At 45.4% G+C, this 14286-nt stretch carries 12 protein-coding genes; 9 read left to right on the top strand and 3 right to left on the bottom strand.

The features are described from left to right. The first annotated feature begins 62 nt into the window (after positions 1-62). The 5 genes from D328_RS0108055 to D328_RS0108035 all read left to right on the top strand — a co-directional run bounded on the left by D328_RS0108055 (position 63) and on the right by D328_RS0108035 (position 5175). Positions 63-1097, top strand: a complete 1035-nt coding sequence (locus tag D328_RS0108055; protein WP_018884472.1) for a zinc-binding dehydrogenase — start codon at positions 63-65, stop codon at positions 1095-1097. Positions 1098-1322: 225 nt separating this feature from the next. Then, positions 1323-2171, top strand: coding sequence for a DUF3737 family protein (locus D328_RS0108050; RefSeq protein ID WP_233426166.1), 849 nt, complete (start codon positions 1323-1325; stop codon positions 2169-2171). After that, a complete protein-coding gene (locus tag D328_RS0108045; RefSeq protein ID WP_026281066.1) occupies positions 2168-3355 on the top strand; it encodes a MalY/PatB family protein in 1188 nt (395 codons plus the stop codon). The genes D328_RS0108050 and D328_RS0108045 overlap by 4 nt, the downstream gene beginning before the upstream one ends. A gap of 56 nt (positions 3356-3411) precedes the next feature. Further along, positions 3412-3621: a DMT family transporter gene (locus D328_RS28600; RefSeq protein WP_018884469.1), complete on the top strand. Its 210-nt coding sequence runs from the start codon at positions 3412-3414 to the stop codon at positions 3619-3621. A 207-nt stretch (positions 3622-3828) separates the two neighbouring features. Next, the gene (locus tag D328_RS0108035) at positions 3829-5175 is read left to right on the top strand and encodes an FAD-binding oxidoreductase (RefSeq protein ID WP_018884468.1); all 1347 of its coding nucleotides are present in this window, start codon (positions 3829-3831) and stop codon (positions 5173-5175) included. Between the two features lie 87 nt (positions 5176-5262). On the opposite strand, the gene D328_RS0108030 is transcribed toward D328_RS0108035, so the two are convergent. After that, positions 5263-6306, bottom strand: coding sequence for a pectate lyase family protein (locus D328_RS0108030; protein ID WP_018884467.1), 1044 nt, complete (start codon positions 6304-6306; stop codon positions 5263-5265). A 205-nt stretch (positions 6307-6511) separates the two neighbouring features. Here D328_RS0108030 and D328_RS28595 point away from each other — a divergent pair, with 205 nt between their 5' ends. Then, on the top strand, positions 6512-7672 hold the full coding sequence (locus D328_RS28595; protein WP_018884466.1) for an alpha/beta fold hydrolase: 1161 nt from the start codon (positions 6512-6514) through the stop codon (positions 7670-7672). A gap of 63 nt (positions 7673-7735) precedes the next feature. On the opposite strand, the gene D328_RS0108020 is transcribed toward D328_RS28595, so the two are convergent. After that, positions 7736-8920, bottom strand: coding sequence for an MFS transporter (locus tag D328_RS0108020; protein WP_018884465.1), 1185 nt, complete (start codon positions 8918-8920; stop codon positions 7736-7738). A gap of 271 nt (positions 8921-9191) precedes the next feature. Here D328_RS0108020 and D328_RS28590 point away from each other — a divergent pair, with 271 nt between their 5' ends. After that, a complete protein-coding gene (locus tag D328_RS28590) occupies positions 9192-10211 on the top strand; it encodes a hypothetical protein (RefSeq protein ID WP_018884464.1) in 1020 nt (339 codons plus the stop codon). A gap of 293 nt (positions 10212-10504) precedes the next feature. Here the strand turns inward: D328_RS28590 and D328_RS28585 are convergent, their stop codons facing one another. Next, positions 10505-11422, bottom strand: coding sequence for a DMT family transporter (locus D328_RS28585; protein ID WP_018884463.1), 918 nt, complete (start codon positions 11420-11422; stop codon positions 10505-10507). Positions 11423-11769: 347 nt separating this feature from the next. On the opposite strand from D328_RS28585, the gene D328_RS0108005 reads away from it, so the two are divergent. After that, complete coding sequence (locus D328_RS0108005) at positions 11770-13251, top strand: DUF5060 domain-containing protein (RefSeq protein ID WP_018884462.1); 1482 nt, start codon at positions 11770-11772, stop codon at positions 13249-13251. A gap of 547 nt (positions 13252-13798) precedes the next feature. Next, positions 13799-14149, top strand: coding sequence for a Na-translocating system protein MpsC family protein (locus tag D328_RS0108000; RefSeq protein ID WP_018884461.1), 351 nt, complete (start codon positions 13799-13801; stop codon positions 14147-14149). Positions 14150-14286: the final 137 nt, after the last annotated feature.

Here is a 14286-nt window from a genome sequence, read left to right as displayed (position 1 = left end):
GATTGCATGAGCGGACAAACATGAACTGCAATCCATATTAATGTAAAGGTGGAATTTCCATTATGAAAGCCAATATTATGTATGCTGCTGGGGATGTACGTGTAGAAGAAATAGCCGTACCCCAATTGAAGTTTCCTACGGATGCCATCTTGAAGGTGGTTGCTGCGTGTATTTGCGGCAGTGATCTCCATCCATATCACAACATGCATGCCCATGAGCATGGTGAAGGTGAAGCTATGGGCCATGAGGTGATTGGAAGAATCGAAGAGATGGGTGAACAGGTCTCCGACTTCAAGAAGGGCGATCTGGTCATCGTGCCCTTTGCAGTAGGGGACAACACTTGTCCATTCTGCGAGGAAGGCTTAATGACTTCTTGTGTGCACGGGAGCTTCATGACAGGCTGTCAGGCGGAGTATGTTCGAGTGCCTCAGGCACAAGGAAGCATGTTCAAGCTACCTGATCATATTGATGAGAATTCTCCGTTGTTGCCGTCGCTGCTAACTTTGTCTGATGTGTATGGTACAGGCTATCATGCTGCTGTCATGGGCGGAGTCAATGAAAGTACAACAGTAACTGTGATCGGTGATGGAGCTGTCGGTCTGCTTGCCGTTCTCTCTGCGAAGAAGCTTGGCGCGAAGAAAATCATTCTCATGGGTCGTCATAAGAAGCGGACAGATCTTGGCATTGAATTCGGAGCCACGAATGTCATTCCTGAACGTGGAGAAGAAGGCGTCGCGAAAGTCAAGGAACTGACGAACGGTGAAGGAACGCATGTCGTACTGGAATGTGTTGGGCTGATGTCTGCCTATGAAATGAGTCTTGGAGCCGTTCGTGCTGGTGGGGTTATCAGTCGTGTAGGAGTACCTCAATACGAGGATGCTCCGGTTGGTTTTACAAGTCTGTTCGGACGTAATATTACCCTTACAGGTGGTCCAGCGCCGACTCGTGCGTACATGGAAGTATTGTTGCCAGATATTCTGGATGGAAGCCTTGAACCTGGTCGCGTCTTTGACGTAACCGTTGACCTTGACGGCGTTCCTGAGGGATACCGTGCGATGGATAATCGCGAGGCTCTCAAAGTATTGATCAGACCTTAAGTGGCGAAAGGCCACTTGATTGAAGGGCCTGCGTATGCAGGCTCTTTTTATTGACGGGAAGTGAACACCATCGGATCGTATACTGCTACTCATGCTACTCATGTGTCTTATCGCTCAAGGGATTGCTGTCTGGAATACCTACAGCACTAGGCCTTGCTAGAAGGAATGCATTCGGGTGTAAGTCTGTAAGTAATGACCATAGCGAAACGGGGGATTAGATTGTCATTGATTGACCAACAAATATTGACCGGAGAACGTGCCCTATTCAAAAGTAAGGATTTAACCATAACGAATTCCGTATTCACTGACGGTGAGTCCCCATTGAAGGAAAGTAGTAACATCATTCTTGAGCACAGTATTTTCAAGTGGAAGTATCCGCTCTGGTACTGTAATCACGTTACACTAACGAACAGTACGCTGCTGGAGATGGCACGATCGGGTATATGGTATACACATCATATTTCGATCAGTGATAGTGTCATTGAGGCACCGAAGAGCTTTCGGCGTGCAAGTCACATTCGTCTAACTAATGTAGATTTGTCCAATGCTCAGGAGACCCTCTGGCAATGTAAAGATATCTATCTGAACCATGTGACTGCCCGTGGGGATTACTTTGGTATGAACAGCGAGAACATCTTCATTGATGATTTTACGCTAGTGGGAAATTATGCGTTTGATGGCGCAAAGAATGTTGAGCTTCGGAACGCAAGACTCATCTCCAAAGACGCCTTCTGGAACTGTGAGAATGTCACCGTGTATGATTCCGTGATCATAGGAGAATATCTCGGCTGGAACTCCCGACATATCAAGTTTGTCAATTGCAGAATTGAGAGTAACCAGGGCATGTGCTACATGGACCAGTTAACGATTGAGAACGGAACGATTATCAATACAGACCTGGCATTTGAATATTCAGCCATTCAGGTAGAAGCTACAACAGAACTCTTAAGTGTGAAGAATCCATTAGCCGGAAGCATTAAGGCAAAGAATATACGAGAGCTCATTCTCGATGATCCCGAGATTATAGCAGACTCGACACAATATGAACTTACAGATCGGGTGAAGGCTACATGATGTTTGACTTTGATACAATGATAGAGCGATCCGGAACCAACTCCTATAAATGGGATATTGCATCCGGTGAATTACCCATGTGGGTAGCAGACATGGATTTTGAGACATCACCGGACGTGATCGCAGCGATGCAAACAAGATTAGATCATCACATCTTCGGCTATACTTCTGTGCCAGATAGCTATGATGAGGCAGTAGCGCAATGGTGGGCCAATAGACATCAATTCCAGGTACAAAAAGATTGGATCCTGTTCTGTACGGGGGTTGTACCCGCGATCTCCTCCATTGTACGCAAAATGACGAAGATGAACGAAAAAATACTGGTCATGGCTCCTGTATATAATATTTTCTATAATTCCATCCTAAATAACCAACGTGAGCCGATCGTAAGCAATCTACTCTACCAGAATGGTGAGTATGCCATTGACTGGGAGGATCTTGAAGTGAAGCTGTATGACCCTGATACAACACTAATGATCTTCTGTAATCCTCACAATCCGATCGGGAAGGTATGGGACCGAGCAATCTTAGAACGGATCGGGCAGTTATGCATCAAGCACCATGTTCTGATTGTTTCGGATGAGATTCATTGCGACTTAACACATCCTGGCTTCAAGTATGTGCCTTTTGCTGCGGTCTCTGAAGAGATCGCGAACCATTCTATTACCTGCGTCGCTCCAACCAAGACCTTTAATCTGGCTGGAATTCAGACTTCAAGCATCATTATACCGAATCCTGAAATACGGGCTCTGGTTCGGCGGGGAATCAATACGGACGAGGTTGCAGAGCCTAACGTATTTGCCGTGGAAGCGGCCATAGCGGCCTTTACAAAAGGAGAACCTTGGCTTGAAGCGTTATTAAGTTATCTGATGAGCAACAAGCAGCTGCTTGAACAGTTTATCCAACGCGAAATACCGGAACTTCAGGTGATTTCCTCGGAAGCTACGTATTTGGCTTGGATTGATTGTAGCTCCATTACACAGGACACCGAGGATCTATGCGAGTTTATTCGAACAAAAACCGGCTTATATGTGTCAAAGGGTAGTATATTTGGTGGCAATGGTGATCATTTTATACGCGTAAATTATGCTTGTCCTGCCGCAAGGCTGGAAGAAGGGCTGAAGAGGTTGAAGAGAGGAATCCACGCATACCAGGTCAATAAACAGAGGCTATTACGTCCATAAATATGGTTTCCAAAGCAACGAATACGACTAATCAGGTAAGTCAATGGATATGGCGCATGGTGGCCATTATCAACGTATTTCTTGTCAATCAACTGGGTACAGATCTGACCGTGATTCTTGCTTTATTAGGGCAAATTATCGGCAGCCTATTCGTGGAGCAATTCGGTCTGCTGCGGTCTGTAAAAAATCGAATACAACCCATACAGATTGTTGGAATCCTTGTTATGCTGGCTGGTGCAGTACTGATAAGGGGTCAGTTACTGTAAAACTATTAGCTTCAATGTAGGTCTATGTACGCGATTTGCGTGCATAGGCCTTTTTGGGATGTTTGTCTACTCATGTAATTACGTCTAAGACATCTCAGCACCAGCCTATACACATCGCGAGCCTATTACATAGGCTATATGGAGTCAGCCCAGATTGTTCACGAGCAGACATGGATAGTTACTTAATCTAAGGAGCTGAGTAGATCGGTGAGTTCACAAAAGAAGCTAACGGGGCGAGTTATTTTCAAGGGGGACCCTGGATACGAAAGGGCGCGTAAGAACTGGGACCCACATACAGACAGATTCCCCAAAGTATTTGTGTTCGCTCAGGAGACAAAGGATGTAGCGAACGCCATAAGCTGGGCACGTCATAACAATGTTCCGATTCGTCCAAGAAGCGGGAGACACGCATTAGAGACTAATCTTTCACAGGTTAACGGTGGGATCGTCATTGATGTTAGCGAAATGAAGAAAATAAAGCTAAATAAAAAAAGCGGAACGGTTGTTGTGGAAACGGGTAATCGGGTAGGAAGAATCGTAGATGCGCTTGCGAAGCAAGGATTCATGGCCCCATTCGGTGATAGCCCAACGGTCGGCATCGGAGGAATTACGCCTGGCGGAGGCATCGGCCCGCTGCAACGAACCATCGGCCTGATCTGCGATAACCTGCTGGAACTTGAAATGGTTGATGCCAAGGGGCGGGTTATTCGTGCGAACAAAAAACAAAATTCGGATCTTCTGTGGGCTACACGTGGCGGCGGAGGCGGTAACTTCGGTGTGTATACCAAATATAAGTTCAAGGTGCGACGCGCTCCAGCTAAGGCGACTGTATTCCAGATTACCTGGCCATGGGCACAATTCGAGAAGGTCGTGAAGAAATGGCAGGTATGGGCCCCGAACACCAGTACCAAGCTAGGGAGTGAACTAAGCGTTGGTCCCAAAAAAGGCGGAAACGTCAGCATGCTGGGGCTGTATCTCGGATCAAAAAGTGAGGCTCTTCGGCAGTTGGCACCCATTCTTAATGTAGGGACACCAACTCAGAAAACTATTGAGTACCTTCCATACACGCAAGTCACAAAGTTCATGCTGGCTCCGGACCCTGTACTCACACAAAGGTTCAGCAATCAGTTCTCAAGCGGCTTTGGCCGACGTCCATTCCCTGAAAAAGCCTTCAAAGCCATGCGCGAATTCCTCGAAAAGGCGGAGGGAGGTACGCCAGCAGGCTTCTACTTCTTGAATTGGGGTGGAGCTGTCAGCCGGATTGCACCTCAAGCCACGGCATTCTACTGGAGAAAGGCCGATTACTATGTTGAGTGGAACAGCTCGTGGGTGAAGCCATCCCATGCAGCCAAAAATATTGCTTTGACCCGAAGCACGAGAAAGAAACTTGAGCCTTATATTGTAGGTTCTTATATCAACGTACCAGACCAAGGTATTACATGCTCCGGACCAGTCTATTACGGAAAGAACTATGCCAGACTCAGAAAAGTAAAAGCGAAGTACGATCCGCAAAATGTATTCAACAACCCGCAAAGCATTCCGCCAGTCAAATAAAGCTTGATGTTGTGGATGTTGCAGTCCCATAACCATCCACAACATCATTTAGACACCATTTTCAACAGGTCTAATTCTTTTAAATGATTATTTGCCAAAAACAAGTGTTGTATTGGATGAGCCGGCGTATTTGGTCACGAACTCACGCGCATAGCTCGCATCACGCACTTCATAGCTGTAGTTACTGCTAGGTCTCCAATTTGTTTTTGGGGACTTTGGAGCAGTTAGAGCCGGTGTGCTGCCAGTATCCGTGAATTCACCGTTAGCCTTGTCATCGAGTATACCGCCTTTTTCCGCACCAGCTCCGAAATAGTTGTTCTCCGAGTAAATGCGAGCTTTCTCACCAATCGTAATCGCCTGGTTGAAGTTGTTAGCATAGTTGTTTTTGATATGGAAGTATCCGTATCTCATGAGCCCTGGACCACGAACGTACAGGTTCTCAAAATAGTTATTAGACATGGTCACATGAGGCACACCGTTGTAGCTACTGTTGCCGTCATTGGGATGTCCCAGAATAATTCCGTATCTATGATTGGCAAATTTGGAATTGCTGATCGTAATATAGTCAGCTCTATCGCCAATATACAGGAGCTTGTCCAGATCTCCACCGCCAGAGCTGTAATTGTGACCTGAGAACGTCACATGATCAATCCAGTAGTTAGAGCCAGAGGTAATGTACAACTGAATATCATCGTTCGCGTTGATGCTGGCAGAATGCTCGAATTTCAGGTTCTGAAAAATAACATTGCTGGAGGAGGAAGTGGAGCGGAAGTGAATATTCGTAAGCGTATGGTTGTCATATGAGCCGACGATTGTCTTATTTGCGCCAAAATTAACTTTCTGGAGTGAGGACGACGAGATGTTGCGCTCGATGACCAGAATTTTAGGAGTCGTGTCCGCAATGTGCGTTCGCAGATCATTCAGATTATTGATGTAGATGATTTGTCCGTTTTTGCCGCCTGTGACTGCAGATTTGGAGACACCATTTTCATTTTTGGCATTCCCCGCGAATCCGGTGAGCCCCGTCGTGCCCGTGTTCGGAAAGTTGGCTGCACCATAAGTAGGTGAGATGGAAGAGAAGGTTAAGATCAGGAGAGCAGCAGCGACCATCCATTTTGTAAGCCCTTTCATAAATATTCACCATCCTTTGTCATTTATCCTTATTTTTACATAATGATTGTATCGTTCAAATATTGTAGTGTCAACATAAATTATGTAACTAAACCATTATTTATAATATTTAGTGTAGATAATTGTCTATATTTAGAAAACAGAAATAAACATATATATGTTTTGATGTAAGCGTATTATGATCAAAGAGGGAGGGATGGAGCGAATGAATAATGCGATTAGTGAGCGTGATTTTAGTTGCATACGAGATGGGTTAACCATTCGTGGAAGAGAATACTTGCCACAGGGAGATCATCTTCCGGCCGTCATTGTCAGTCATGGATTCGGTGGGAATTCCATGAATCTAGTGGACTATTGCATGGCACTTGCATCATGGGGCTATGCCGCGTTTTGCTTTGACTTTTGTGGGGGCTCTGCCAATGGGGAGGGGAGAAGTGACGGAGAAACGACGGACATGACGATCTTGACAGAATGCGAGGATCTCAAAGTTGTTATGCATGATATTGTAAAGCTGCCTTATATAGATGCCAAGCGATTGACTCTCATGGGCTTCAGCCAGGGTGGATTCGTCTCGGCTCTCGTAGCTGCACAATGCCCGGACGAAGTAGAGTCGCTAATCCTCATCTATCCTGCACTCTGTATTCCGGATCATGCACGCAGCGGTACCCTCGCCAACTCTTCATATCATGTCCATGATGTTCCAGAGCTTATTGATTGTGGGCAGATGCTAATCAGTAAGAAGTTCCATGATGCCGTGGTAGATATGGATCCGTTCGACGAAATTAGGCCCTATCATGGCCCCGTGCTGCTGCTACATGGCACAGCGGATGAAATCGTACATTACAATTACTCCATTAAGGCGAAGGAATGCTATGAACCAGGGCAGTGTCACCTGCAACTGATAAAAAATGCTGGACATCAATTTACGGAAAAGCAGACCTCTGGCGCAATCGTATCCATCCAACAATTTTTACTTGGCAAAAAAGAAGTGCTAACGATCGACATACAGATTACAGGCAGGGAGCTTCGGAGGGAAGAAGGTACTTATAGACAGATCGCAATATTTTTCACAGGCAGCTGTGAAGGCCCATACTTCACAGGTCACATTTTACCCGGAGCTGAGGATGTACAAGAGTACTTTGGGAATGGAGTTGTCAAGCTTCGAGCTGAATATATACTGGAGGGCACGGACTATCCGGGTGAGAAGTGCCGATTACATATTGTGAACCAACGGATAGATGAGGAATGGAAGCCGAAGGTGACTACAGACAGTAAGGCACTCGCATTTCTAAATTATTCCGATTTGACAGCAGTCCTAGAGGGATATTCAGGGGGATTAACGGTACGTATTTTTTCAGCGCTGTAAGGGTGTAGTTGTGCAGATAGTCCGCCTCATTTCAACGCAAACGTCTAATGAGGCGGGTTTCTTTTAGGCTGAATATTGCTTAGCCTTGTGTGTGACCGATCTGTGAGATGAGTGTCTGAGCAAGATCGTTACCAGACCTAATATCACAGAAAGAACGCCCACCCATACAACATATTTCACACCCAGGCCTGATATAAATAAGCCGCCAAACGCAGCCCCAACAGTGGTTCCAATGTTGCACGCGGATATAAACAAACCATTGGCAAAATCGGGAGCTTCAGGTGCCGCAGACGAGATCAAGTATTGATTCATATTGGCCATAATGCCTCCGGCGAGTACTCCCCACACTATAGTAATGAATGCTACAGGTACGGGAAAGCTTCCAATGAGAAATAAAACGGTATAGACTACACCCAGGAGTAGGGGAGAAATAATGATGAAATAGCCAGCATGGCGAGCAAGCAGCCTTCCAGCAACCAGGTTGCCGACCATATTGGCTCCGCCAAATAGGAGTAACGTCAAGCTGATCTCACGTGGAGACATATTCGTCACCATGTTCAGGTACTCTGTCACATAACTGTAGACGCCGAAGACAGACGAATTCATCAACACAACCGCGATGATGGAGATCCACACAATCGGCTTTTTTAACACCGCGAATTGATCACCGTAGGAAAGTCTTTCTTTTACTGGCATGGAAGGCACAAACAACAGCGTTGCCACAAAAACGAAAATATTCACAATAGCGAAAAACGCCATAGCCATCTCATAGGATACTGCACTATCTATGAAGCTTGCGATCGGTACCCCGGCTACCATACCGGCAGAGACACCGACGAATACCTTGGCAACTGCTTTGGGTGCTTCTTCTTTACTCACGGAGGAGGCAGCTGCGGTAAAGGCCAAAGAACAGTAGACAGGGTGCAGAAGGGCCGGGATGATACGGGCAACCAACAACACTGTGAAGCTGGTCGTGAGCATAGCCACCACATTTCCTGCCACAAAGACACCCAACACAAGTAACATGACCTTCCGACGATCGACACCTGACAGGATTAACGGCAGGATCGGGCCAGAGACGGCGATACCCAGAGCAAATACACTTACCAGTAATCCCGCTTGTGTGACGCTCACATTAAAGTGCTCGGCAAGGGAAGGTAATATACCAATAACACCCATCTCGGTATTCAAAATGCCGAATACACCTACAGTCAGTATGAAAATCAACATTCGATTATGCCTTACCAAAAAAACAACCCCTATCATCTTATATACGGCTACAAGTGATGTTTTAACAACATCTGTCCATAATTGTATAGAAGCAGGGATAGAATACAAGGCTTATAAATCGTTCATTTCAGCGATTCTATTGTGTATACAACAGACTCAGGGAAATTGTCGTATATCTTGAAACTTTCATACAAAAAAAACAGGCTAACATGGAGGGAGTTGGTAATTATTGTAGAAGTATTTACCTTACAGAGTGCAAGTCAATTTAAAACCCGTGGGAGGTATGAGCATGGCTTCAATTATCCTGCCATTCTATGAGCCGACATTTTACACATACAATATCTATGGAAGTGTCACTTCTATGCTCTCGAACAACGATCATTACTTGCCCTGGCTGTACAACAATTTCATACAGATTCGCTATGTGGAGGACTGGGATTCCTACTTTTTCGATAACCATCATATCTTGCTGGATAATATTCCATGGATTAATCATCATATAATCCCCCGTGATATTCTGAAGCGAAAATGGGAGAGCCTGACGGATTTTATCATAGAATCTCTTTATGCTGATTATTACCTTTACTTCTACGTAGACCGCTCCTACATATCTGTTTCTAAGCAATATAAGCAAGTAAGTCATTGGCACGAAATATTGGTGTATGGCTATGATGAACAGAAACGAACCTTTCTGATGGCAGATAATTTGGCTGATGGCAAATATATAAAGACGGAGTGTCCAATCGAAGAGATCGAGCAAGGGTATTACAGTATAGTTAGCGATAACGAATTTTTCAAGAATGTCCATCTTCTCAGTATTCGTGAAGAACGGGATCATTCGCTGCAGATTGATCAGATCGCTGAGTCGATTCGCCGCTACCTGAATTCAACGATCACAGTAGATCTAAGCTTCAAGGAGAAGACGCTGTTCGGCATGAAGGCGGTGGAACATTCGATTGAGAAAGTAAAGGACAAGCTTCATTCAACATCATTTGTTCAAATCGATCGCAGAGCCTTTCACTTGTTCTGGGAGCACAAAATAATAATGCTACAACGCTTGCGATATTTGATGGAGCTGTCGATTCTGAAGCCAGACGATGATGTGATCGAACGCTATACCCTGATTGTGCAGCAGCACGAGTCACTAAGAAATCTGGTTTTGAAATTTAATTTTAAAAACGATAGAATGCTGTTCAGCCGGATCGAACAAAAACTGCATACTTACCTTCAGCTTGAGCGCACACTGCTCCATGGCGTGATGAAGGAGCTGGATGATTATGCTGTATCCGCACAGCAAAGAACCTATTGATTCGATAATCATGCTCAAATTGCTGCACATCAGCACCAAAAAGGACTACAGGAACTAATATGAACAAAAGAAATAAAAAATCAAAAGGAATAAAAAAAGCCGCTCTGTGGGTATTAGCGGCTTTTTACACATTAGTCCATACAATATGAAAAAAATCTCGGGGCATATATAATGAATTAGACACATTTATCCATATGCATGATTTCAATTTAACCAGGAATTTATTGTTGATCTAGCCAAGCATTTGTGTGTAATTCACCTTGCTTGTCGCTGACTCGCGAAGTCAGGGCACATCACGTAGGGTGCTTGTCCCCCCTTCCCGAAGGAGAGAGGGCGTATGCGTACCGATGACCTTGCTTTTTCCGCTGCTCCATCCATTGAGAGATAAGTATTCCGCTCACTACTAGTATAGCTCCCGCATATCCCTGTAAGGTTAATCGTTCCCCCACGAAAATAAAGGCAACGACAGCAGCGAATATAGGCTCCAAAGCATACATTAATCCCAACTGCACAGGTGCGATATACTTTAGAGATATCGACTGGGCAATGAAGCAAAAAGCGCTGCAGACCAGGCTGAGAGCCAAAATAGCCAACCAGCCATTGAACGTGACAGGAAAGACCGGTGACTCAAAAAAGAAAGAGAGAATGAGTGCGAAAACGGCTGTGAAGCCCAAGGACAACACGCCTACCGCAATTGAATCGCATTTTTTCACCGCTGCACCAGTGACCAGAATATACAGCGCATTACAAATTCCCCCCGCAATACAAAGTATATCGCCCGGGTGCATGCTTAGCTCGCTATTCAAGGTCAGCATACCGATCCCGGCGATAGCCAGCAGAGCACCAATCAGATGACTTTCCTCCATCCTTTTACGGAAAAGGATTACATTTAGCAAAGGAACAAAAATAACTGTGAGCCCGACTAGAAAGCCGGCATTCGAGGTGCTGGTGGTCTTCAGACCAAACAGGATAAAAGCGCATACCCCAAGTAAAATTCCTCCGAGCAGCGCTCCGTAACCAATGGTTGTTTTGTCGATAACACGCAGGCGCTTGTAAAAAATAGCAGCTGTTACAATAAAGGCAATTCCGAACCGAAGCGCAAGCAGGTTAAATTCTTCGATGGACTCCAACCCTAATTTCATGAACAGGTAGGAAAATCCCCATCCAAGAGTAACGAGCAAAACAAGCAAATTGGCCTTATGTCTATTCAATTTGACACGCATCCTTTAGACAGTGTAGTGAGTGTGAAAATGCCAGCGTGAAAGTTACACTGCCGAATTTCCTAGATCATTATACTCCCATTTTTAATCCGTGCAAATTAAAATTTCAATCAGCCAAACTTGAGAAAATGGAAGGGATATTTGCTTCCAATTTCGACAATAAAAAGGGGATTTTCCGGAAGGATTTTCGAACCACGGCTCGTATTGTAATAGTTGTTGAATGTTCCATTTTGTATTGAAATATACATGTACTAAGTTAACTTAACGGCATATGCGATGCATGTAACAGAGACATTCTCTGGCTTGGATGATCACGATGAGAAAGGTGAGGATTTATCATGGGAAATGCAATGTGTCAGGAAACGGTCGCCCAATGGGAAAGGTTCGAACTTCGGTTGCTAGGCCCAGACAAAGGCAATCCCTACGTGGATGTAGAATGGAGTGTCATTTTTCGCCATGAAGAAAAGGAAATCATGATTACTGGCTTTTATGCGGGAGGTGGTCTGTATATCACCAGGTTCATGCCCGAAGTCATCGGAAAGTGGACATACGTAACGCATAGCAATACGCCTGAGTTGAATGGGGTACACGGGAGCTTCACTTGTGTCACTGCAGCACATATGGTTCATGGTCCAGTCAGGGTGAAGGGTGAGAATCATTTTGCCTATGCGGATGGCACTCCATACTTCCCGTTCGGTACGACAGCGTACGCTTGGATCCATCAGACAGAAGCCATCCGTACGCTAACGCTGCAGACACTTGCGGAGGGCCCTTTTAATAAAATACGAATGTGCTTATTTCCCAAAAATTACTCATTTAATGTCCAGGAGCCGGCGTCATTTCCTTTTGTGGGCTCGCCAGCCATGGGCTTTGATAAAGCACGCTTTAACCCAGTATTCTGGGAGCATGTCGAGCGCTGCATCGAATCATTGCTTGAGCTTCATATCGAAGCGGATGTCATCTTGTTTCATCCGTATGACAAAGGACGGTGGGGCTTCGACCGCATGTCTGCGGAGGAGGATGAACGATATCTCCGTTATGCCATCGCACGACTTGGGGCTTATCGGAACATCTGGTGGTCCATGGCGAATGAATATGATTTCATGAGGGACAAATCAATGCCGGACTGGGAGCGTCTGGTAAGCATTGCATCAGAGGCAGATGCTCACCATCATCTATTGTCCATTCATAACGGGACAGCGATGTACATTCCTGAAAGCGTTGTAATGTATGATCATACTCGCTCTGAGATTACCCACTGCAGCATTCAACACTGGGACGTCACATTGGTCACGGCATGGCGAGAGCGCTATCAGAAGCCAGTTATTGTTGATGAATGTGGTTATGAAGGGAATTTGCAGCAACGGTGGGGCAACCTGAGTGCCGAGGAAATGACGCATCGTGTCTGGGAAAGCTTCACCCGCGGTGGCTATGCGAGTCACGGCGAGACATACCTTCACCCCGATGATGAAATCTGGTGGTCCAAAGGCGGGAGGTTATATGGACGAAGTCAGGAGCAGATACGCTTTCTACGCAACATTGCCGAGGAAATGCCTCTTGATACGCAGCCGATCCCGCTTCGTGACGTGCCTGCACTCGGAGTGGAGGGTTCATATTACTTGCATTACTATGGCCAACATCAGCCGGGCTACCGTGAGCTTGAGCTCCCGGAGGACGTAGATTTTTCGGCTGAATGGATCGACACGCAAGGCTTAAGTATCACAAAGTTACCTTTGAGCTATCGTGGGAAATGCCGCATCCCTTTGCCAAGTAAGCCTTATTATGCGCTTCGCATTCGTGCTGAGGAGAATGAACGTTAAACAAACAAAGATGCTGATTTATCAAGTGAAATCGTTATAAATATGCTAATATAAGGAAGGTTAAAAATAGAGGTGATTCTATGTTCAATCCGAAGATCTTCTTCTATTAGTTGTGCTTAGGGCCGTGGCTTTAAGTGCCAAAATCTAACCCGGCACAATGGGATGAAGATGTTTCCACCGGCAGAAATTCAATCTTGTAAAGAAAATAAGCAGCTTACTCTAAATGTCCAGCGTAAGCTCAAAGATCCAAGAAAAGAGAAGCTTAAAGACTTGCGCAAAGGAATCAAAAGTGTTATTAGCGTAGGCGTTACTTAGCTCTTCAAGGACAACAGGCTGACAGACCGTGTCCGCCCAAGAGGGAGCACTTTTGACTGTGCAATGATGCGAATCGCAGCATGGGTGCGAAGAGGGGATGATTTCTGCTTATGAACGCTAATTTCGGGCCAAATCCGTCCTATTTTGTGAATTGACATTATTTTGCACGGAGCTTAACATATGAATCAGCGATGAAATTCCAAAAAAAGGAATGATTGGATCGTGATTTGGTATGGCTGAAGCTGCTTATGAATATCAGGAACGTATTCGCAGACTGGCTGTCAAAATCGTGAAGCATTATCGGGGCAAAGGACCTGAGCTGGTGAAGGTCAAGCTGGACAGTGAGTCACAGATTACGATAGAGATTAAGGGGATGCTATCGAGTCTATCTGAAATATTACTGAGGGAAGGCGCGGCAGATCTCGTCACAGAATATTGGAAGGTGCTGAGACCTTATCTGGAGCGCGGATTTATGGATGAGGTAATGGTGACGATTGGAAGTGCATTCTCGTATTCCTGGCAGCTACCTGATCTAGAGCAGGAGAGCAGTACAGTCATTATTCAGCTTCATAAGACGGTTTGATTAAAGAGAAAGGGACCAAGCCCTTCGCTTTTTAATAAGCCATTACAGAGGTGCGGCGGAGAGCTGTATCCTTTGTATTGGCTTTTTTTATTGCAATTTTGTCTTATTGCGGCTTATGCAGACAGTAGATTAGTAAT

This window comes from Paenibacillus massiliensis 2301065 = DSM 16942, from assembly GCF_000377505.1.
Taxonomy (GTDB): Bacteria; Bacillota; Bacilli; order Paenibacillales; family Paenibacillaceae; genus Paenibacillus; species Paenibacillus massiliensis.
This window is presented reverse-complemented; position numbering and strand designations above follow the sequence as displayed.

Excerpts from the sequence above, each read along its gene's own strand:
- D328_RS0108005 (WP_018884462.1), top strand. The coding sequence starts at position 11,770 with ATGGGAAATGCAATGTGTCAGGAAACGGTCGCCCAATGGGAAAGGTTC.
- D328_RS28600 (WP_018884469.1), top strand. The coding sequence starts at position 3,412 with ATGGTGGCCATTATCAACGTATTTCTTGTCAATCAACTGGGTACAGAT.
- D328_RS28590 (WP_018884464.1), top strand. The coding sequence starts at position 9,192 with ATGGCTTCAATTATCCTGCCATTCTATGAGCCGACATTTTACACATAC.
- D328_RS0108030 (WP_018884467.1), bottom strand. The coding sequence starts at position 6,306 with ATGAAAGGGCTTACAAAATGGATGGTCGCTGCTGCTCTCCTGATCTTA.
- D328_RS0108000 (WP_018884461.1), top strand. The coding sequence starts at position 13,799 with ATGGCTGAAGCTGCTTATGAATATCAGGAACGTATTCGCAGACTGGCT.
- D328_RS0108055 (WP_018884472.1), top strand. The coding sequence starts at position 63 with ATGAAAGCCAATATTATGTATGCTGCTGGGGATGTACGTGTAGAAGAA.
- D328_RS28595 (WP_018884466.1), top strand. The coding sequence starts at position 6,512 with ATGAATAATGCGATTAGTGAGCGTGATTTTAGTTGCATACGAGATGGG.
- D328_RS0108045 (WP_026281066.1), top strand. The coding sequence starts at position 2,168 with ATGATGTTTGACTTTGATACAATGATAGAGCGATCCGGAACCAACTCC.